General features: G+C 60.5%; 15 protein-coding genes and 2 riboswitches. Of the genes, 7 read left to right on the top strand and 8 right to left on the bottom strand.

Annotation, left to right across the window (positions count from 1 at the left end):
* Positions 1 to 102 precede the first annotated feature (102 nt).
* A complete protein-coding gene (locus ACP3TY_RS10470) occupies positions 103 to 420 on the top strand; it encodes a DUF883 family protein (protein WP_008088645.1) in 318 nt (105 codons plus the stop codon).
* 183 nt (positions 421 to 603) lie between these two features.
* On the opposite strand, the gene ACP3TY_RS10465 is transcribed toward ACP3TY_RS10470, so the two are convergent.
* The 4 genes from ACP3TY_RS10465 to cobW all read right to left on the bottom strand — a co-directional run bounded on the left by ACP3TY_RS10465 (position 604) and on the right by cobW (position 7,333).
* Positions 604 to 1,287 carry a vWA domain-containing protein gene (locus ACP3TY_RS10465; RefSeq protein ID WP_426620455.1) on the bottom strand — a complete coding sequence of 228 codons (684 nt, stop codon included), beginning with the start codon at positions 1,285 to 1,287 and terminating at the stop codon, positions 604 to 606.
* Entirely contained in the window at positions 1,269 to 2,270 is a 1,002-nt protein-coding gene (locus ACP3TY_RS10460) for an ATP-binding protein (RefSeq protein WP_426620454.1), read from the bottom strand. Before ACP3TY_RS10460 ends, ACP3TY_RS10465 begins: the two co-directional genes overlap by 19 nt.
* Before the next feature lie 137 nt (positions 2,271 to 2,407).
* A complete protein-coding gene (gene cobN, locus ACP3TY_RS10455) occupies positions 2,408 to 6,256 on the bottom strand; it encodes a cobaltochelatase subunit CobN (RefSeq protein WP_426619899.1) in 3,849 nt (1,282 codons plus the stop codon).
* A gap of 3 nt (positions 6,257 to 6,259) precedes the next feature.
* The gene (gene cobW, locus ACP3TY_RS10450; RefSeq protein WP_053120831.1) at positions 6,260 to 7,333 is read right to left on the bottom strand and encodes a cobalamin biosynthesis protein CobW; all 1,074 of its coding nucleotides are present in this window, start codon (positions 7,331 to 7,333) and stop codon (positions 6,260 to 6,262) included.
* A 100-nt stretch (positions 7,334 to 7,433) separates the two neighbouring features.
* Positions 7,434 to 7,645, bottom strand: a riboswitch (cobalamin riboswitch).
* A gap of 970 nt (positions 7,646 to 8,615) precedes the next feature.
* Positions 8,616 to 8,835, top strand: a riboswitch (cobalamin riboswitch).
* A 124-nt stretch (positions 8,836 to 8,959) separates the two neighbouring features.
* On the opposite strand from cobW, the gene ACP3TY_RS10445 reads away from it, so the two are divergent.
* From ACP3TY_RS10445 to cobM, 4 genes are all read left to right on the top strand, one after another.
* Positions 8,960 to 9,157, top strand: coding sequence for a CbtB domain-containing protein (locus ACP3TY_RS10445; protein ID WP_053120833.1), 198 nt, complete (start codon positions 8,960 to 8,962; stop codon positions 9,155 to 9,157).
* Between the two features lie 11 nt (positions 9,158 to 9,168).
* Positions 9,169 to 9,870 (top strand): CbtA family protein, encoded by a 702-nt coding sequence (locus ACP3TY_RS10440; RefSeq protein WP_159814778.1) that lies wholly within the window; start codon positions 9,169 to 9,171, stop codon positions 9,868 to 9,870.
* Positions 9,867 to 10,280 (top strand): cobalamin biosynthesis protein, encoded by a 414-nt coding sequence (locus ACP3TY_RS10435; protein WP_053120837.1) that lies wholly within the window; start codon positions 9,867 to 9,869, stop codon positions 10,278 to 10,280. Before ACP3TY_RS10440 ends, ACP3TY_RS10435 begins: the two co-directional genes overlap by 4 nt.
* An 81-nt stretch (positions 10,281 to 10,361) precedes the next feature.
* Entirely contained in the window at positions 10,362 to 11,108 is a 747-nt protein-coding gene (cobM, locus tag ACP3TY_RS10430) for a precorrin-4 C(11)-methyltransferase (RefSeq protein ID WP_212544509.1), read from the top strand.
* A gap of 162 nt (positions 11,109 to 11,270) precedes the next feature.
* Here cobM and nfuA read toward each other — a convergent pair whose 3' ends face one another.
* From nfuA to ACP3TY_RS10415, 3 genes are all read right to left on the bottom strand, one after another.
* Complete coding sequence (gene nfuA / locus ACP3TY_RS10425; RefSeq protein WP_007912592.1) at positions 11,271 to 11,855, bottom strand: Fe-S biogenesis protein NfuA; 585 nt, start codon at positions 11,853 to 11,855, stop codon at positions 11,271 to 11,273.
* A gap of 57 nt (positions 11,856 to 11,912) precedes the next feature.
* Positions 11,913 to 12,935 (bottom strand): acyltransferase family protein, encoded by a 1,023-nt coding sequence (locus ACP3TY_RS10420; protein WP_159814775.1) that lies wholly within the window; start codon positions 12,933 to 12,935, stop codon positions 11,913 to 11,915.
* A gap of 209 nt (positions 12,936 to 13,144) precedes the next feature.
* Positions 13,145 to 15,451 (bottom strand): fatty acid cis/trans isomerase, encoded by a 2,307-nt coding sequence (locus ACP3TY_RS10415; protein WP_426619898.1) that lies wholly within the window; start codon positions 15,449 to 15,451, stop codon positions 13,145 to 13,147.
* A 156-nt stretch (positions 15,452 to 15,607) separates the two neighbouring features.
* On the opposite strand from ACP3TY_RS10415, the gene metH reads away from it, so the two are divergent.
* A complete protein-coding gene (metH, locus tag ACP3TY_RS10410) occupies positions 15,608 to 19,318 on the top strand; it encodes a methionine synthase (RefSeq protein ID WP_159814773.1) in 3,711 nt (1,236 codons plus the stop codon).
* A gap of 354 nt (positions 19,319 to 19,672) precedes the next feature.
* Complete coding sequence (locus ACP3TY_RS10405; protein WP_008080467.1) at positions 19,673 to 19,891, top strand: DUF2970 domain-containing protein; 219 nt, start codon at positions 19,673 to 19,675, stop codon at positions 19,889 to 19,891.
* A gap of 7 nt (positions 19,892 to 19,898) precedes the next feature.
* Here ACP3TY_RS10405 and ACP3TY_RS10400 read toward each other — a convergent pair whose 3' ends face one another.
* Positions 19,899 to 20,972, bottom strand: a complete 1,074-nt coding sequence (locus ACP3TY_RS10400; protein WP_426619897.1) for an ABC transporter substrate-binding protein — start codon at positions 20,970 to 20,972, stop codon at positions 19,899 to 19,901.
* Positions 20,973 to 21,297 lie beyond the last annotated feature (325 nt).

The following is a 21,297-nucleotide window of genomic DNA, read 5'->3' as shown; positions in this document are numbered from 1 at the left end:
ATCTCCTGCGCAGGTTTTGCCTGTTGATCTACATTCAGTGCAACTTTTCGCGCACCGTCGCACTCCATTGATCACGTCCATTCAACTGCAAGGAGTCACCCAATGGCCCGGAAATCCGCCGTGCAAGCCGCCCAGGATCAAATCAAGGATCAAGCCTTCAGTGAGCTTCAGGCGTTGATCGAAGAATCCGACAAACTGCTGAAGAACAGCGCTTCACTGGTTGGCGAGGAAGCGGAAACCCTGCGCGGGCAAATCGCCCAGAAATTGCAGCAGGCACTGGAATCGGTGTCGAGCGTGCGCGACCGCACCAAGCCAGCGGTAGACGCCACCGAAAGCTACATCGGCGGCCATCCATGGCAGACCGTGGCCATCTCGGCCGGTTTTGGTCTGGTGGTGGGGTTGCTGCTCGGTCGTCGTTGATTTTTCTGCGCGATTGAAGCGAATGCCAGTCAGTTTTTGCTGACTGGCATTTTTATTTGTGGATGCTGGAGATTGAGGTGCTGCAATCGCGGGCAAGCCTTGCTCCTACAAAAAGCCAGGCCGCCGCAAAACCTGTAGGAGCCGAGCTTGCTCGCGAAGAGGCCCGATCAGACAACGCAAATGTCAGACCGACAGCAGCTCATCAATATGCCGATACTCAGCCGCCAGCCCCGCCGCCAATTCCCGCGCCCGCCCCAATCGAATCGGCCCACGCTCGATATCGATCAACAGCCCCGGACACGCCAGCGCCGGTAATCCCGTCCACGCCTTCAACCGCCCATCCGTCACCACCAGCAAGCGCTGCTGCTCGGCCGGAAAACGCTTGCGCCGCACCACCAGCCATTGCTGCGCCTGTGCCAACGCTGCCACCAACGGCGTGCCACCGCCGGCGCCCAAAGCATCAAGCCAAACGCGCAAGCCACTGGACGCTTTCAACCCCTGCACCTGCCACTTCGGCGCCGAGCCACTGGCCGTCAGCAACGCCAACCGCGCGCGTTGGCGGTAAGCGTCATCGAACAGTTGCGCGAGCAGACCTTTGGCATCGCTCAAGGCCTGATGTCGGCGGGTAGACGCCGAGGCATCGACGATCACCAGCCACAGCTCATGCGCCGTGCGGGTGCGCAGTTGAAAGAGCAAATCGGCACGGGTTTGCGGGCGGCCGTTGAGCAGCGTCGCCGGCCAGTTCACCGAACCGCTGCGAGCGGCGTGGCGTTTGCCTTGGCGTCCGTTGTCCAGCCGACCAGCGCGTGGTCTGGCATTCGCCCCCGCGTCGGATCGGGGGCGAATGCCTAGGGCTTTTTTGGCCAGCTCGGCACTTCGCGGCGAGCACCGGTGGCGAGGGCCGGCGCCGGCATGTCGCCCCACTGCCCCTGCCCTTCGCTTGGTTCGGATTGAGCGTTGCTCGGCGATTGCGGTGGTTGTTGCGGACTCGACACGGACTGCTCACGACGGCGATGGCGCAGTGCGAATTCAGCAACGGCGTCGATATCCGCTTCGCTGATTGCCTCTGCACCGCGCCATGCCGCGTGCGCCCGAGCGGCGCGCAGCCACACCAGATCCGCGCGCAATCCATCTACGCCGGCAGCGAAGCAACGCTCAGTGATCTGCGCCAGTGCGGCGTCGTCCAGCGGGATGTTGGCCAATGCACTTCGCGCATGCTCGCAACGCTCGCGCAGGGCTTGTTGCTGGGTTTCCCACTGCGCGCAAAACCCTTGCGGATCGCTGTCGAAATCCAGCCGACGTCGAATGATTTGCCCGCGCTCGGTCGGCGCGGTGTGGCCGCTGAGGGCGACGTTCAAACCGAAACGGTCGAGCAATTGTGGACGCAACTCACCCTCTTCCGGGTTCATCGTGCCAATCAGCACAAACCGCGCCGAGTGGCGATGGGAAATGCCGTCGCGCTCGATCAGGTTGGTGCCGCTGGCGGCGACGTCGAGGAGCAGATCGACGAGGTGATCGGGCAGCAGATTGACCTCATCGACGTAAAGCACACCGCCGTCGGCCTTGGCCAAAACGCCGGGAGAAAATTGCGCGCGGCCATCGCTGAGGGCCGCGTCGAGGTCGAGGGTGCCGACCAGGCGTTCCTCGGTGGCGCCCAGCGGCAAGGTGACAAACTGACCGCTCGCGAGCAGATCGGCGAGGCCACGGGCCAGGGTCGATTTGGCCATGCCGCGCGGGCCTTCGATGAGCACGCCGCCGATTTTCGGGTCAATGGCGGTGAGGCACAGGGCGAGTTTCAAGTCATCGGCGCCGACCACGGCGGAGAGGGGGAAATGCGGGGTGTCGGTCATCATCATTACTCGGTCATGGTCGGTGAAATGCTTTTAATTGTGGGAGTGAGCCTGCTCGCGATGGCGGTGTGTCAGCCTACAACGAGTTAACTGACACACTGCTATCGCGAGCAGGCTCACTCCTACAAGGAATCGCACTAGATATTTTCTTCTATGTCCAACAGAAGATTCTCCAGCGCTTCTTTATAAGCCCCCGGCTCCTGCCACATCCCGCGCTGCTGCGCCTCTAGCATCCGTTCAGTCATATCACGCAGCGCATGCGGATTATGCTCGCGGACAAAATCCCGCGTCGCTGGATCGAGCAAATACGCATCCGCCAGCAAGGCGTACTGGTGATCATCGATCAACTGCGTCGTCGCATCAAACGCGAACAGATTGTCGACCGTCGCCGCCATTTCAAACGCGCCTTTGTAGCCGTGACGCTTGACCCCGTCGATCCATTTCGGATTGGCCGCCCGCGAGCGAATCACCCGGTTCAGCTCTTCCTTCAACGTACGGATCTTCGGCAGATCCGGCTGGCTGTGATCGCCGTGATAACTGGCCGCCGCTTCGCCGCGCAACGTTTCAACGGCGGCGAGCATGCCGCCCTGGAATTGGTAATAGTCGTTGGAATCGAGCAAGTCGTGCTCGCGATTGTCCTGATTCTGCAGCACTGCTTGCACCTGGCTCAGGCGCTGGACGAATTGTTCGCGGGCGGCAGTGCCTTCGTCAGAACCGCCGTAAGCGTAGGCGCCCCAGTTCAGATAAACCTCGGCGAGATCGTCGCGGCTCTGCCACAAACGACCGTCGATGGCGCCCTGCACGCCCGCACCGTAGGCACCGGGTTTGGCGCCGAAAATCCGCCAACCGGCCTGACGTCTTGCGGTGTCTTCGTCGACGCCCGATTGCAGCAGCGCCTCGCGTTCGGCGCGGACTTTCGCGGCCAATGGGTTGAGGTCGTCCGGCTCATCCAGCGCGGCAACGGCTTGCACGGCGGCGTCGAACAGGCGAATCAGGTTGGCGAAGGCATCGCGGAAGAATCCGGAGACGCGCAGCGTGACGTCGACACGCGGGCGGTCGAGCAGGCTCAGCGGCAGAATTTCGAAATCGTCGACACGCTGACTGCCCGTCGCCCACACCGGACGCACGCCCATCAGCGCCATGGCCTGAGCGATGTCGTCACCGCCGGTGCGCATGGTCGCGGTGCCCCACACGGAGAGGCCGAGCTGGCGCAAGTGATCGCCGTGGTCTTGCAGGTGGCGTTCGAGGATCAACGTGGCCGACTGAAACCCGATGCGCCACGCGGTGGTGGTCGGCAGGTTGCGTACGTCGACCGAGTAGAAATTGCGCCCGGTGGGCAGGACGTCGAGGCGGCCACGGCTGGGTGCGCCGCTGGGGCCGGCGGGCACGAAGCGGCCGCTGAGGGCGTCGAGCAGGCCACGCATTTCGGCGGGGCCGCAGGCGTCGAGGCGTGGGGCGACGACTTCGCGCAGATTCTCAATGATTGCGCAGACCTCCGCCCAACGCGGTTCCTGTAGGAGTGAGCCTGCTCGCGATAGCGGTGTGTCAGTAAAATCAATGTTGGCTGACACTCCGCTATCGCGAGCAGGCTCACTCCTACAGGGGGTTTGTAGTGTTTCGGAGATTAGGGTTGTGGCGAAGATTTCCAGGCGTTCGCGGGTGTCGCCGGCGGTGCGCCAGGATTCGTCGCTTTGTGATTGCAGCGCATCAGGACGTGGGCCTGTCCATGGCTCGGCCAACGCACAATCGAGTGGATCGAAACCCAGTTCGAATGCCTTGGCGAGTGCTCGCAATAGACTCGATTGCGCGCCTTTGCCATCGCCTCGTGGAATACGCAGAAGCGCTAACAATGTATCAATGCGCAAGCGCCCCGTCGGCGACTCGCCGAAAATATGCAAGCCATCGCGAATCTGCGATTCCTTCAGATCACACAAATACGTGTCCAGACGCGGCAGCCAGATCGCCGCATCGGCGTCGCTGTCCAGCCCGGCATCCAGCTGCAATTCACGATCAATCTGCGTGTCGCGCACCAGTTGCAGAATGTCGCGCTGCAACTCTCGGGCGCGGCGCGGATCGAGCAGTTGCGCCTCGTAATACTCGTCGGCCAACAGTTCCAGGTTGCGCAGCGGCCCGTAGGTTTCGGCGCGGGTCAGCGGCGGCATCAAGTGGTCGATGATCACCGCTTGCGTGCGCCGTTTGGCCTGGGCGCCCTCGCCCGGATCGTTGACGATAAACGGATAGATATTCGGCAGCGGCCCGAGCAGCGCGTCCGGCCAGCAATTCTCCGAGAGGCCGACGCCTTTGCCCGGCAGCCATTCGAGGTTGCCGTGCTTGCCGACGTGAATCACGCCGTGGGCGCCGTAGGTGTTGCGCAGCCAGAAATAGAACGCCAGATAACCGTGCGGCGGCACCAGATCCGGGTCGTGATAAACCGCGCTCGGATCAACCTGATAACCGCGCGCCGGCTGAATGCCGACGAAGGTGAGGCCGAAGCGCAGACCGGCGATCATCATGCGGCCGTCACGGCACATCGGATCGTTTTGCGGCGATCCCCAGCGCTCGGCCACCGCAGCGCGATTGGCCTCCGGCAGCGCATTGAACATCGCTAAATAAGCGTCCATCGCCAGGCTTTGCTGGCACGGACGCAGGTCAATGGTGTCGAGATCGTTGCTGACGCCACCGAGCAATTGCTGGATCAACTCGGTGCCGCTGCCCGGCAACTCTGCCGTGATCGGATAGCCCTCGGCTTGCAACGCGCGAAGAATATTCAGCGCCGCTGCAGGGGTGTCGAGGCCGACGCCATTGCCGATGCGCCCATCGCGGGTCGGGTAGTTGGCGAGAATCAACGCGATGCGTTTTTCAGCGTTCGGCACCCGCGCCAGATCGATCCAGCGCCGCGCCAGTTCGGCGACAAAATCCATGCGCTCAGGCTGCGCGCGATAGCAGACCACATCGGACTGACTGCGCTCGCTGCGCCACGCCAGATCCTTGAAGCTGATCGGCCGGCTGATGATGCGCCCGTCGAGTTCCGGCAAGGCAATGTGCATCGCCAGATCACGCGGGCCGAGGCCCTGCTCGCTGTCGCGCCAGCCGGGCTCGTTGTCCTGCGCGCAGATCGCCTGAATCACCGGAATGTTGCGGCGAAACGGCCGCAGGTGCGGCGCTTCGGGGCTGGACTGGGCGAAACCGGTGGTGTTCAAAATCACCCCCGCCTCGACCTCGTCCAGCCAATCCTCGACCACTGCCAGGCAGCCGGGCTCTTTCAAACTGGCCACCGCAATCGGCAGCGGATTAAGCCCCGCCGCCTGCAAGCGCTGGCAAAAAACATCGATGAACGCGGTGTTCGCCGCTTGCAAATGCGAGCGGTAAAACAGCACTGCCGCGACCGGTTGCTCAGCCAGCCATTCGGCTTGCCAGTCACTCAGTGCAGCGGTGTTTTTAGTCGGGTGGTAAATCGCCGTGCGTGGCAGGGTTTGCGGCTCATCCCATGCGTAATCGCGGGCCAGCCAACGGTTGGCCATGCAACGAAAGAAATCCAGTGCATTGCTCAGACCGCCCTGACGCAAGAACTGCCAGAGGCGGTCGCGATCCTCGGCGTTGACGGTGCTCAAGTCGCTGAGCTCCGGATCAGGCCGGTCATCGCCCGGCACCAGAATCACCTGCACGCCGCGTTCGGCCAACTCGACCAGACGCTCGACGCCATACCGCCAATAGGCGATGCCGCCGTGCAGCGAAATCAAAATCACCTTGGCGTGGCGCAGCACTTCATCGACGTACAAATCGACCGAAGCGTGATTCTGTACCTGCATCGGATTGGCCAGCCGCAGGCTCGGATAATCCTCGGGCAACTGCTGCGCCGCTTCGGCGAGCAGCGCCAGACTGGAGTCGCCGCTGCACAGGATCACCAGCTCGGCGGGGGTTTGGCCAAGGTCGGCAATGTTGTCATCCGAGACGAAACCGCCGGGCTGAGTCCTGAGCAGGTGCATGGTTTAAACGCTGAGCGCGGCGCGCAGTTGCGCTTCGAGTTGCGCCGCGTCGAGTTCCTGACCGATCAACACCAGACGCGTGACGCGCGCTTCATCGGCGCCCCACTGACGGTCGAAATGCTTGTCGAAACGCGTGCCCACGCCTTGGATCAGCAAACGCATTGGCTTGTTCGGGATGGCGGCGAAACCTTTGACACGGAGGATGCCGTGCTTGACCACCAGTTGCGTCAGGGCGTCGAGCAGCAGACTTTCGTCGGCTTGCGGCAGTTCGATGGAGATCGAATCGAAAGCGTCGTGATCGTGGTCATCGTGGTCGTCATCGCCTTCACCGTGGTGGTGATCGTGATGGCTGTGGCGGCTGTCGATGTGCTCTTCGGAACTGGCGCCGAGACCGATCAACACGTCGAGCGGCACACGACCGTTGCTGGCTTCGATGATTTTGACGGCGGGCGGCAATTCTTCGGCGACTTCAGCGCGAACGCGAGCGAGGTCTTCCGGGCTGGTCTGGTCGGCCTTGTTGAGGATCACCAGGTCGGCGCTGGCCAGTTGGTCGGCGAACAGCTCGTGCAGTGGCGATTCGTGATCGAGGTTCGGGTCGAGTTTACGCTGCGCATCGACCTGATCCGGAAACGCGGCGAAGGTGCCGGCGGCTACGGCCGGGCTGTCGACCACGGTGATCACCGCATCAACGGTGCAGGCGCTGCGGATTTCCGGCCACTGGAAGGCTTGCACCAATGGTTTCGGCAGGGCCAGGCCCGAGGTTTCGATGAGGATGTGGTCGAGATCGCCGCGACGCGCGACCAGTTCGCGCATCACCGGGAAGAATTCTTCCTGAACGGTGCAGCACAGGCAGCCGTTGGCCAGTTCGTAAACGCGGCCAACCGCTTCTTCTTCGCTGCAGCCAATGGTGCATTGCTTGAGGATTTCACCGTCGATGCCCAACTCGCCAAACTCGTTGACGATCACCGCGATGCGACGGCCCTGAGCGTTGTCGAGCATGTGCCGCAGCAGCGTGGTTTTGCCCGAGCCGAGGAAGCCGGTGACGATGGTGACGGGGAGTTTGGCCAGTGTTTTCATCGGTATGCCCTTTGGCAAGCGGCGGGCATACGGGACGAGAACCGGCAACGCGTGTGCGTGCCCGGAGAGTTCGCCACCGGATCACCCCGCCCGGTTGAAATTGAGAATCTGTGACGAGGCAGGTCTCCTGGCTGACGGCGTTCAGGCGCGGGGCCTGGCGTTGGCTGCGCCTTCCCGCTGGCTCATGGGTTGAGCTGGCAGTGGCGTGGCAGCGAACAGCGCCGTTCACAGTTGCGGGGGCAGCCGCGGCATTGACCGCGTTCCCTTCTTAGCTTCGGCGTGGGCCGAAGAACCTCGAATGCGCAAGGCTACGCATCGGGTGGTGACCGGTCAATGGGGTTGGGTTTTGGTTATGTGAGCATATCCGTTGCTGCGGTTGCTGCTACTGGCGGTTTCGCTCTTACAGCGAGTCACCTTTTCCAAACGCCGAAAAGGTAACCGAAAAGGCTTGGCCCCGGCGTACGGCACTTCGCTGAGGCTCAGTGTTCCCTCGCTACGGTGTCCATCCGGGGACATCGCCTACGGTTTGCTTCGCTGCACCTCCTCTCGATGTGTGCGGCTACGCCGCACGGCGCTGCGCGCCTGATCCCCGGATGGACACCTACACTCGGCCTGCCGAAGGGGCTGAAAATCAAAAGCCGGATCAAAAGCCAAAGCAGATCAAAAGATCGCAGCCTTCGGCAGCTCCTACAGGGGTTTGCTTCGAAAGATGGGTTGGCTGCCAGCCTGCTTTCGCCAGCGAACAAAAGCACAGCCGATAACTCATGTAGGAGCTGCCGCAGGCTGCGATCATTTGATCTTGCTCTTAAAAGACAAAGTCAAAAGATCGCAGCCTTCGGCAGCTCCTACAGGTGGTCGCATCGGAAAGTATGTTGTCATCGCGAGCAAGCTTTGCTCCTACGAAAATCAAAAGCGGAAAACCCACGCTCCTCACCACTCAATAGGCCGAGTGTCAGCTCGCCTGCTTTTGATCTTGATCTCGGAGCCCGTCGGCAGGCTGAGCGGAGGGATTGATCCGGGGGTGGGAGCGCAGCGACCGTTTGGCGCAGCCAAACACAGCGAGAGGAGGTGCAGCGAAGCAAACCGTAGGCGCTGCCCCCCGGATCAATCCCGCAGCGAAGGAACCCGAGCCTTAGCGTGGGCCGAACGTCAGGGCAAAGCGTTTTGGTTACTTTTGGGCGTCTGCAAAAGTGACCCGCCGTAAGGGCGGAACCCTAACCAGCCACACCCGCAGCAACGGATCCACCCCAAAAAATTGACTAAAAACCCAACCCCATGCTCTCCTACACAACTTGTTACGGGTGCCCTTCACAGGGTGAAACGGGAAACCGGTGAATCATGTGCTTTACTCAAGCCATGTCAGTCCGGTGCTGCCCCCGCAACGGTAAGCGAGCGAAGCGTCAAAACCACTGTGCCCAAAAGCATGGGAAGGAGACGCTTGCAGGTCGGCCTGACGCCAACCCCTCGTGAGCCCGGAGACCGGCCCTTAACACACAGCGCGCACCTCGTGCGCAGCTGAACATAACAAACCCGCGGTGGGCGGGCGCTGTTCGAACCTCTGCGAGCCCGACCCGCAGGGGTTTTCATGCGCTCAAATCACCCACTGACACTCCAGAGGGAAGCGCCATGTCGATCATCAGCAGCACCGGCAGCAACACGGACAAAATCGCCAGCACCGCCACACTGAGCCAACGCCTGACCGCCGCGATCTTCGCGTCGATCCTTGGCGCCGGCCTGGTCTACTTCGCCGGTTTCTCGCACATCGAAGCGGTACACAACGCCGCTCACGATACCCGCCACAGCGCCGCGTTCCCGTGCCACTGAGACCTGCCGACATGATCAAGCGTATTGCGCAAACTGCAGGTTTTACCGGGCTTTTGGCCGCCCTGCTCCTCACCCTGCTGCAAAGCTTCTGGGTCTCGCCGCTGATTCTTCAAGCGGAAACTTTCGAAAAATCCGAACCCGTCGCCGTGCATGAACACGCCGAAGGCGCCATGGCCGGCCACACCCACGACGCCGAAGCCTGGGAGCCGGAGCCCGGCTGGCAGCGCGTGGTTTCGACCACTGGCGGCAATCTGGTGGTCGCCGTCGGTTTCGCCCTGATGCTCGCCGGTCTCTACACCCTCCGTGCGCCCACCAAAACTTCGCAAGGCCTGCTCTGGGGTCTGGCCGGTTACGCCACGTTCGTCCTCGCGCCGACTTTGGGTCTGCCACCAGAACTGCCGGGCACCGCCGCAGCTGATCTGGCTTCGCGACAGATGTGGTGGATTGGCACGGCCGCGTCGACCGCTGTCGGCCTGTCGTTGATCGCGTTCAGCCGTCACTGGCTGATGAAAGTTCTCGGTGTGGCGATCCTCGCCGTGCCGCACGTGATCGGCGCGCCGCAGCCGGAAGTGCATTCGATGCTCGCTCCTGAAGCATTGGAAGCGCAGTTCAAAATCGCTTCGCAGCTGACCAACGTCGCGTTCTGGCTGGCCCTTGGCCTGATCAGCGCCTGGTTGTTCCGCCGCAAAAGCGATGGCCAATACCACGCATGACGAATGACAGCGCAGCGCCGACCTTCGTGGTCGGCCTGGGTTGCCAGCGCGGCTGCCCCGTCAGCACGCTGCGCGCGTTACTTGATCAGGCGTTACAGGCGCATCGCATTGAGTTGCAGGCGATCAAGGCCTTGGCCAGTATCGACCTGAAGCGCGACGAGCCCGGTTTGCAAGAGCTCGCCGCGCAACTGGCGCTGCCGCTGCTGTACTTCAGCAGCGAAGAACTGGCCAGTTATCAGGAACGCCTCAGCCACCGTTCCGAGATTGCTTACGAGCGCACCGGTTGCTACGGCGTCGCCGAAAGTGCCGCGCTGGCCCTCGCCGAACAGCTGATTCAGGCACCGGCAAAGCTGCTGATTTCCCGACAAAAATACGCTCAGGCCACCTTCGCATTGGCCGGCGCTGCGTAAATTCCCGATAATCCCCGCCATCGATCATGAGCAATCTTCATCTGAAGTGTTGGCCGTGCCCCTTTTTCACAGGATTTAACCATGACCGTCTACTTCATCGGCGCCGGCCCCGGCGACCCGGAACTGATCACAGTCAAAGGCCAGCGGCTGATTCGCAGCTGTCCGGTGATCATTTATGCAGGCTCGCTGGTACCGGCGGCAGTGCTGGACGGTCATCAGGCTGAAACAGTGGTCAACAGCGCCGAATTGCATCTGGAACAGATCATCGAACTGATCAAAACCGCGCACGCGAACGGTCAGGATGTGGCGCGGGTGCATTCCGGCGATCCCAGTCTGTATGGCGCGATTGGTGAGCAGATTCGTTATCTGCGCGAGCTGAATATTCCGTTTGAGATCGTTCCCGGCGTGACGGCGACGGCGGCGTGTGCGGCGTTGCTGGGGGCGGAACTGACCCTGCCGGATGTCTCGCAAAGCGTGATTCTGACCCGCTATGCCGATAAAACCGCGATGCCGGTGGGTGAGGAGCTGGGCAGTCTGGCGCAGCACGGTGCGACCATGGCGATTCATCTGGGCGTTAATCATTTGCCGAAGATTCTGCTGGAGTTGCTGCCGCATTACGGCGCGGATTGCCCGATTGCGGTGATTCACCGGGCGACGTGGCCGGATCAGGATTGGGTGGTGGGGACGCTGGCGGACATTGCCGAGAAGGTTGAAGCGAAAGGGTTTCGGCGTACGGCTTTGATTCTGGTGGGTCGGGTGTTGGGGAGTGAGGTGTTTAGCGAGTCATCGTTGTATCGCGCGGGGCATGCACACCTTTACAGGCCCTGAAAGCAAAAGATCGCAGCCTTCGGCAGCTCCTACAGGGAAACACATTCCAATGTAGGAGCTGCCGAAGGCTGCGATCTTTTGATCTTGTGGCACCAGACAAATGCATTCATCACGGGAACATGCATTGCCTGGTTTATGACAGCTTCGCAGCGAACACCTTACTCAGTAGTAGGCGTTTTCTTTCTGCGTGTGGTCAGTCACGTCGCGTACGCCCTTCAGCTCCGGAATGCGCTCAAGCAAAGTGCGCTCAATGCCTTCCTTCAACGTTACGTCCGCCTGGCCGCAGCCTTGGCAGCCGCCGCCGAATTGCAGAACGGCGATGCCGTCTTCAACCACATCGATCAGGCTGACCTGGCCGCCGTGGCTAGCGAGCCCCGGGTTGATTTCGGTTTGCAGGTAGTAGTTGATGCGCTCGTTGACCGGGCTGTCGGCGTTGACCATCGGCACTTTGGCGTTTGGCGCCTTGATGGTCAGCTGGCCGCCCATACGGTCGGTGGCGTAGTCGACAACGGCGTCATCGAGAAACGCTTCGCTGAAGTGATCGATATACGCGGTGAAGCTTTTCAGCCCCAGCGCGGTGTCTTCAGGTTTTTCTTCGCCCGGCTTGCAGTAGGCAATGCAGGTTTCGGCGTACTGGGTGCCAGGCTGGGTGATGAAGACGCGGATGCCGATGCCCGGGGTGTTCTGCTTGGAGAGCAGATCAGCCAGGTAATCGTGGGCGGCGTCGGTAATGGTAATAGCGGTCATGGAAACTCCTCGCAGGCTTGGGCGCAGTTTACGCCAATCGTTGCGCCGGACAAAGTCCTAGTATTTTTGTCGGGAAAGATTCTCGTCAGGCTCGCCATCGACCCGCGCCTTGAGCCAACGGTAACTGCGTTTTTCCACCCATTCGTAGCTCAGCCACGAACCAACGCCGATCGCCAGCGCACAGACGACGAACATCAGATACGGGTTGATCCCATAGCGACGCGCAATGAAACCGCCCGCCGAGAGCACCAGCACATGCATCAGGTACACCGAATACGAGCAGTCACCGAGCAATTTCAGCAAGCGGCTGCGCTCGACATAACGCTCCAGCGCCATGCACGACATCACCAGCACCGCACTCGGCACACCCCAATTGAGCAGCCGTGGCGCCGGCGCCAAGTGATAAATCGCCAGCAACGCCGCGACAATCCCGGCCAGCGGCAGCCATAAACCGGCGCCGATCCAGCCGCGACGATGGAGCATGCCGATGCCAATCCCCAGCAGAAACTCGTAAACGATGTCCGAGCGGTAAAACTCGCTGATCCAGCCAAACCCCGTCCACGCCTGACTCACCGCAAACAGCAGCGCGGCGACCACCAGCAGACGCACTTGCAAGCGAAACAGCAGCGCCCAGGCAAACAGCACGTAGAAGAGCATTTCGTAATTCAGCGTCCAGCCGACGTTGAGCGTCGGGTAGATTCCGTAGCCGCCGGGATTTTCAGTCGGGATGAACAGCAACGACAGCAGAAAATGCCCCCAATCCACGGTTTGATCGGGCAGCAATGGCTGGGCGAACACCACCAATAGCGCCATTAGCGCCGTGTACAGCCAATACGCGGGGACGATGCGAAACAGGCGATAGAGCAGAAACCGCGCGGGGGGCAGCGGCTTATTTTCGGTGGAAAGGAAGATCACCAGACCACTGATGACAAAGAACACATCGACGCCCACCGCGCCTTTGTCGATGAACCATTGCCCAATCGGCCCGCGCGCTTCGAAGTCGAAGAAAATCTGCATGAAATGGTGGCAGACCACCGTCCACGCAGCCAGCGCACGCAGGGCTTGCACTGAAATCAACATCACCCGCTCCCGTCCACGCCCTCAAATCCACCACCACCCCAACGTCATCCGAACACTTCGATATGGCGCTGAACTCATGTAGGAGCTGCGGCACGCTGCGATCTTTTGATTTTGATTCTCAAGATCAAAAGATCGCAGCGTTCCGCAGCTCCTACAGAGGAATTTTGTGGTGTTGCTTATGGGTGGGACAGCGGGCGGGCCTCAAAAGATCAAAAATTCTCGTACCGGTTCATATCGAGCACGCCCTCTTCCACCGGGTCGGTTTCGTGGATGTAGCGGCTCAGATCATGGAAATAGAACCAGAACTGCGGATGGCTGCGACGAATCCCCCAGCGCTCGACGATTTTCTCAAATTGCGCCTGATCCCTGGCACTGTCCATGGCATCGACAAACGCCGGCACCTGATCGGCCGGGATGTTGAAGATGAAATTCGGATAGCTGCTGAGTACGCCGGGATAAATGGTCAACGTGTCCAGCCCCGGCTGATAACGCAGCGATTCCCCGGTGAGGAACGCCACATTGCTATGCGCACGGTTGCGCAGCAGGCTGTAAACCTCGCGTTTGCCGCTGGCCGTTTCAATGCGCAGCATGGTCGCTTCCGGCAACTGGTCAATTACCTTCAAACCGGCGGCCGGCCGCGAGGTCAGGCGACTCAGCGCCTGTTCGGCATTTTGCAGCGCCGGGTCGATATTCGGCCGTGAACAGTAAGCATTGTCGCAACGGTTGATCGGATCAGGTCGCGCATTCAGATCGCCATACCGCGCCAGCAATTGCATGGCGAAATCGTATTTCGGATCTTTTTCGTTGAGTTTCAGCGCGGTCGGTTTGTCGTCGTCGATCGACTCGTAATCCAGCCACATCTTGAACTGACCGCTGCTCTGGTACCAATCATCGAGGTAGTCCTCGCGCGAATCAGCAGGCATCAGACGCAGGAAATTCTGCTCGGCGCCGTTGCGTATCAGGTCGAAATACAGACGGGTTTGCGCCTGATGAGAGACGTTGCCGAACACGTCGAAGTTGACCGCCAACTGGTAATAGGTGCGCTCCAGCAGCGGATAGTCGAACAACCACATGGTTTGCGGCACTTCGCCGATCAGGCCTTTGGTCACCGAAGCACTGTCGAAGTGGCGGAAGATACTCAGCAGCGCGTTGTCGTTGCCGGCCCACAGCGTCGACCAGCTCGGCGCAGGGACTTCGGCATAGCTGTCGCGGCGCAGGGCCTCGTATTCATTCCGTTTGTCGCGGTAGTTGTGCCACAGGGTCAGCACGCTGCCGACGTCGTCGTTCTGCCCGGGCATCGCCAGCAACGGCGTGGCCTGGCCGCGATAATTCGGGTCGGTGATGTACAGGTCGTGCTCCGGGGCCTGGAACAGCGCCCAGAAGTTGTCGCGGATCACGTCCGTCGCGATCTGCCCACGGCACACCGGGCCGCGAATAAAGGTGCGGACAAAATACTCAGCGTTATCGAGCATGAACTGATAACGCGCCTGTGCCGGAATCGCTTCGAACGTAGCGAATGGATTGGCACGGCTGTTCGGCCCATAACCCGGCAAGGCGTTGACCTGCCAGTTGCCGCTGTAAAACAGGCTTTTCACCCGCGCCATTTTCGCCGCGCTCAGCGGGTAGGTGATGTGGGTTTTGTGCACGATCACCCCTTGCACCGGCCACAAGCGGTAATACACCTGTGTGCCCGGATCGTCGTTCGGGCGACGGGTGGCGATCAGATCGATCGGCTGGCCGGTCGGCGTGCGCGAACGCACCCACTGGAAGAAATGCCCCGGCTCGCCGTCCTTGAAATAAAGGTGCGCGAGGAACAAATGTTCGTAGAGCCAACGGCCGACCAGGCTTTCGCGGGCGCCGGGAGCGTTGAGGAGGTTTTCCCACTGAACGATTTGCAGGGATTCCTTGGCGCTCGGTGCCAGGCCTTGTTCGTCGATCGGCGCACCGGAGGCGAGCCAACGCTGCAACGTCTGGTATTGCTGATCGGTCAGGCCAGTGACCGCCAGCGGCATGCCCTCTTTCGGGTGAGCACCGGCGTAGCCTTCAAATTCGGCAGGCATTGCGCATTGATTTGCGCGGTTTAACCCCAGAACAATGTCTTCGGGCAACTTGGCGTTAGGCGTCAGCGGCGTCTTGTGCCCCAGCTCGAGCATACGCGCCATCAGCGCCGCTTGGCTGCCCTGCGCATCGAGTACCGAATAGAAGTCTTTCTGCTGCCAGGCACGTTTGCCGAAGGCGTCGTAAAACAATCGCGTGGTCGGCGCCGCTTTAGTGCGCTCGCCGTCATACACCGGCATTTTGCTCGCGCCACGGGCCGCGCCTTCGCCACTGCCAAGATTGAGCTGGCAGGCGGAGTCGTAGCACGCATGGCAGGCCACGCACTTCTCGGTGAAGATTGGCTGGATGTCGCGGGTGTAGGAAATAGATGGGGAAATGGCAGGTGCAGCCGCTGGCTCTTGCGCCACGGCGCCCCAGCTGAGAAACAGCAACACAAAACCCATGACGCGGTAAGACATGCTGCTGATCCCGATTTTATAAAAAAACGCCGCGATTCTACATTATGACGTCCGTACCAACATGAGCGATATTCATGCAAAAGCGCCACATGCTCTAAAACCGCACAGGTTTGTTATGATCCCGCTCCTTCGTAATGGTCTTTCCGAGTAGTCCAAATGTCCGATCGCAGCGTCCGCCTTCAAGCTCTCAAGCAAGCTCTCAAAGAGCGCATCCTGATACTCGACGGCGGCATGGGCACGATGATCCAGAGCTATAAGCTCGAAGAGCAGGACTATCGCGGCAAACGCTTCGCCGACTGGCCGAGCGACGTCAAAGGCAACAACGACCTGTTGGTGCTGACCCGCCCTGACGTGATCGGTGGCATCGAAAAAGCCTATCTGGATGCCGGCGCCGACATTCTCGAAACCAACACCTTCAACGCCACCCGCATTTCCATGGCCGACTACGGCATGGAAGAGTTGGCCTACGAGTTAAACGTAGAAGGCGCACGACTGGCGCGCAAGATCGCTGACGCCAAGACTGCCGAAAACCCGGAAAAGCCGCGTTTTGTTGCCGGCGTACTCGGCCCGACCAGCCGCACCTGCTCGCTGTCGCCAGACGTCAACAACCCGGGCTATCGCAACGTCACCTTCGATGAGCTGGTGGAAAACTACACCGAAGCCACCAAAGGCCTGATCGAGGGCGGCGCCGACCTGATCCTGATCGAAACCATTTTCGACACCCTCAACGCCAAAGCGGCGATCTTCGCTGTGCAAGGCGTGTTCGAAGAGCTGCACATCGAACTGCCGATCATGATTTCCGGCACCATCACCGACGCCTCCGGCCGTACCCTGTCGGGCCAGACCACTGAAGCGTTCTGGAACTCGGTGGCGCACGCCAAGCCAATTTCCGTCGGCCTCAACTGCGCACTCGGCGCCAGCGAATTGCGTCCGTACCTGGAAGAGCTGTCGAACAAGGCCAGCACCCACGTTTCCGCGCACCCGAACGCCGGCCTGCCGAACGAATTCGGCGAGTACGACGAACTGCCGTCGGAAACCGCCAAGGTCATCGAAGAATTCGCCCAGAGCGGTTTCCTCAACATCGTCGGCGGTTGCTGCGGCACCACGCCGGGGCACATCGAAGCCATCGCTAAAGCTGTGGCCGGTTACGCGCCGCGTCAGATTCCGGACATCCCTAAGGCATGCCGCCTCTCGGGTCTGGAGCCGTTCACCATCGATCGCAGCTCGCTGTTCGTTAACGTCGGCGAGCGCACCAACATCACCGGTTCGGCGAAATTCGCCCGACTGATCCGTGAAGACAACTACACCGAAGCGCTGGAAGTCGCCCTGCAGCAGGTCGAGGCCGGCGCGCAGGTGATCGACATCAACATGGACGAAGGGATGCTCGATTCGAAGAAGGCCATGGTGACCTTCCTCAATCTGATCGCCGGTGAACCGGACATCTCGCGCGTACCGATCATGATCGACTCCTCAAAATGGGAAGTGATCGAAGCCGGCCTCAAGTGCATTCAGGGCAAGGGCATCGTCAACTCGATCAGCATGAAAGAAGGCGTCGAGCAGTTCATCCACCACGCCAAGCTGTGCAAGCGCTACGGCGCCGCCGTGGTGGTGATGGCGTTCGACGAAGCCGGCCAGGCCGACACCGAAGCGCGCAAGAAAGAAATCTGCAAACGCTCCTACGACATTCTGGTCAACGAAGTCGGCTTCCCGCCGGAAGACATCATCTTCGACCCGAACATCTTCGCCGTCGCCACCGGCATCGAAGAGCACAACAACTACGCTGTCGACTTCATCAACGCCTGTGCCTACATCCGTGACGAGCTGCCGTACGCGCTGACCTCGGGCGGTGTGTCCAACGTGTCGTTCTCGTTCCGTGGCAACAACCCGGTGCGCGAGGCGATTCACTCGGTGTTCCTGCTGTACGCAATCCGCGCGGGCCTGACCATGGGCATCGTCAACGCCGGTCAACTGGAGATCTACGATCAGATCCCGCAAGAGCTGCGCGATGCCGTTGAAGACGTGGTGCTCAACCGCACGCCAAACGGCACCGACGCCCTCCTCGCCATCGCCGACAAGTACAAGGGCGACGGCAGCGTCAAGGAAGCCGAGACCGAAGAGTGGCGTAGCTGGGAGGTCAACAAGCGTCTGGAGCATGCGCTGGTCAAAGGCATCACCACGCACATCGTTGAAGACACCGAAGAATCGCGCCAGTCGTTCGCCCGCCCGATCGAAGTGATCGAAGGACCGCTGATGTCCGGCATGAACATCGTCGGCGACCTGTTCGGCGCCGGCAAAATGTTCCTCCCGCAAGTGGTGAAATCCGCCCGCGTGATGAAGCAGGCCGTGGCTCACTTGATCCCGTTCATCGAACTGGAAAAAGGCGACAAACCGGAAGCCAAGGGCAAGATCCTCATGGCCACCGTGAAGGGCGACGTGCACGACATCGGCAAGAACATCGTCGGTGTGGTGCTCGGTTGCAACGGCTATGACATCGTCGACCTCGGCGTGATGGTACCGGCCGAGAAGATTCTGCAGGTGGCCAAGGAACAGAAGTGCGACATCATCGGCCTCTCCGGTCTGATCACGCCGTCGCTGGATGAAATGGTGCACGTTGCGCGTGAGATGCAGCGTCAGGATTTCCATCTGCCGCTGATGATCGGTGGCGCGACCACGTCCAAAGCGCACACCGCAGTGAAGATCGAACCGAAGTACAGCAACGATGCCGTGGTTTACGTGACCGACGCTTCCCGCGCGGTGGGCGTGGCGACGCAGTTGCTGTCGAAAGAACTGAAGGCCGGTTTCGTCGAGAAGACCCGTCTGGAATACGTCGATGTACGTGAGCGCACCGCCAACCGCAGCGCCCGCACCGAGCGTTTGAGCTACGCAGCGGCCGTCGCCAAGAAGCCGCAGTTTGACTGGGCGACTTATCAGCCCGTTAAACCAACCTTCACCGGCAGCAAGGTTCTGGACAACATCGATCTGAAAGTCCTCGCCGAATACATCGACTGGACGCCGTTCTTTATCTCCTGGGATCTGGCCGGCAAATTCCCGCGCATTCTCGAAGACGAGGTGGTCGGTGAAGCCGCGACTTCGCTGTACAAAGACGCGCAGGAAATGCTCGCCAAACTGATCGACGAGAAGTTGATCAGCGCCCGTGCGGTGTTCGGTTTCTGGCCGGCCAATCAGGTGCATGACGACGACATCGAACTGTACGGTGATGACGGTAAGCCATTGGCCAAGCTGCATCACTTGCGTCAGCAGATCATCAAGACCGACGGTAAACCAAACTTCTCATTGGCCGACTTCGTTGCACCGAAAGACAGCGAAGTGACCGACTACGTCGGTGGTTTCATCACCACCGCCGGCATCGGCGCCGAAGAAGTGGCCAAGGCCTATCAGGACGCTGGCGACGACTACAACTCGATCATGGTCAAAGCCCTTGCCGACCGTTTGGCCGAAGCCTGCGCCGAATGGCTGCACCAGCAAGTGCGTAAAGAGCACTGGGGTTATGCCAAGGACGAAACCCTCGACAACGAAGCGCTGATCAAGGAGCAATACAGCGGCATCCGCCCTGCCCCGGGCTACCCGGCCTGCCCGGATCACACCGAGAAAGCCGCGCTGTTTGCCCTGCTCGACCCGGAAGCCGAAGAAATGCGTGCCGGCCGCAGCGGTGTGTTCCTCACCGAACACTACGCAATGTTCCCGGCGGCAGCGGTCAGCGGCTGGTACTTCGCCCATCCGCAGGCGCAGTACTTCGCGGTGGGCAAGGTCGACAAGGATCAGATCGCCAGCTACACCTCGCGCAAAGGTCAGGAACTGAGCGTGACCGAGCGTTGGCTGGCGCCGAACCTCGGCTACGACAACTGATCCAGCCCTGACGCACATCCCCTGTGGGAGCGAGCCTGCTCGCGAATGCGGTCTATCAGCCAACACTTATGTTGAAGCCGATGGCCTCTTCGCGAGCAGGCTCGCTCCCACAGTTCGTTTTGCAGTGTTCTCCAAAGGGTTGGTTGGCGCCGAATCTGGGTTACGACAACTAATCCAGCTCGGACGCAACATCCCCTGTGGGAGCGAGCTTGCTCGCGAATGCGGTCTATCAGCCAACACTTATGTTGAAGCCGATGGCCTCTTCGCGAGCAGGCTCGCTCCCACAGTTCGTTTTGCGGTGTTCTCCAAAGGGTTGGCTATGCTTGTCTGACACACACGGCAGACGAGGGATTTATGGACGATCCAGTCGACAACAAACCGCCGACCTTTTGGCAGATGCTGCACAGCGTCATGGCCGCCGCGTTCGGGGTGCAGAGCGGCAAGAATCGGGCAAGGGATTTCACCCATGGCAAGCCCAGCCATTTCGTGGTGCTGGGGATTTTGTTCACGGCCGTATTCGCGCTGACGTTGTTTGCCATCGTCAAACTGGTGCTGCATTTCGCCGGGGTTTGACGCGGGGTCAGCGCATCAGGGTTTGCAGGTTGAACGGGTAACGATAGGAATCCGGTTGCCCCTTGGCGGACAGCTTGCGGAAATGCACTCCGTAGTCCGGAGAGTCGCCCATGGCCAGCATTTGCCGAGCCTGGGGCTTGTCGATCAGTTGCAGCAAGGGGATTTGCCGATCGCTGCCGCCGTAGCGGTTCAGATCCACGCCCTTCTCGTAGTCGTGTAACTCGACCAGCGCCCAGCCGCCCAGCGTGAAATGGCCGCCGACCAACGCGCTCAATCGACCGTCGACGAACGCCTGCAATGCCGCCGGTGAAGTGTTGACCGCACTGAACAACGCATCTTTGCCCGGGACTTTGCCGGTTTCGGCGTAGGCACGCATCGCCCCGAAGGCCATTTCATCGTTGGCTGACCACACCAGCGAAACCTTTGGATAACGACCAAACAGTTGTTTCGCCTGTTCATAGGCGCGCTCTTGAGTCCAGCCGCTGTAAACCAGTTGACGCAAACGCACATGCGGATGCTCGGCCAACGCGCGCTGCATGCCGTGCTCACGCAATTGTGCTGACGGGGTGATTTTCAGTCCGGAGAACGCCAGCATTTCAATCTGCTCACCTGCTGCCACCGGCGGATGCACGCGGATCAGCTCCTTCATCATCAAGTAGCCGCCCTCCTCGTCGTTCGGCACCAGACTGCCGATCTGATCGCCGCGCTCGCCGACCAATGCCTGTTGATCCGCCGTCAACGCGTTATTGACCATGAACAGCTTCACGCCACTGTTGTGAGCCAGGCGCAGAATTTGCGGCGCGATGTACTGTTCGTTGACGAAAATCAGGTAGTCGGGACGATTCGGCCCTTGCAGCGCGATGCGCGCCTGAGCGAGGGTCAGCTCTGGCTGACGTTGCGAATAGAGGATGTGCAGATCAATGCCGAGGTCGCGGGCGGCGGCCTGCATGAATTGTGAATAGCTGACCCAAAAGGCTTCCTGCGTCGAGCCCGGATTGAGGAACAGCACAGACTCCGCTCGTGCAGCGGTTGACAATAGCGCGCTGAACAGCAGCAAGCCGAGGTGCAAAAACTTCAACATGAGTCATCCGGGCCCAAGAAAAAATGGCCGCGCATTATAGCCCTCGAATCATCGGCTATTGGTGCCTGATCCCGTTTTTGTCCGACAATCGTCGCATGCGGGGCCCGGATGAGTCGTTTACTGATGGCTGACCCAGAATACCGCCGTCCCTACTACGAGAATGATCAGGAACAAAATGGCCCACGCATCGACGCTACTGTCGCTTTTTCTTGCCTTGGTCGGATTGCTCATTGCATCGCCTCTTGTCGGTTTTATCGGTGATTGCAGAAAGACTCGACCACAGTTAAGACGATGATTGTCCGCACTACAAATGTGGATTAGTTGA

The sequence above is a fragment of the Pseudomonas rustica genome, from assembly GCF_049959085.1.
Classification (GTDB): domain Bacteria; phylum Pseudomonadota; class Gammaproteobacteria; order Pseudomonadales; family Pseudomonadaceae; genus Aquipseudomonas; species Aquipseudomonas rustica.
This window is presented reverse-complemented; position numbering and strand designations above follow the sequence as displayed.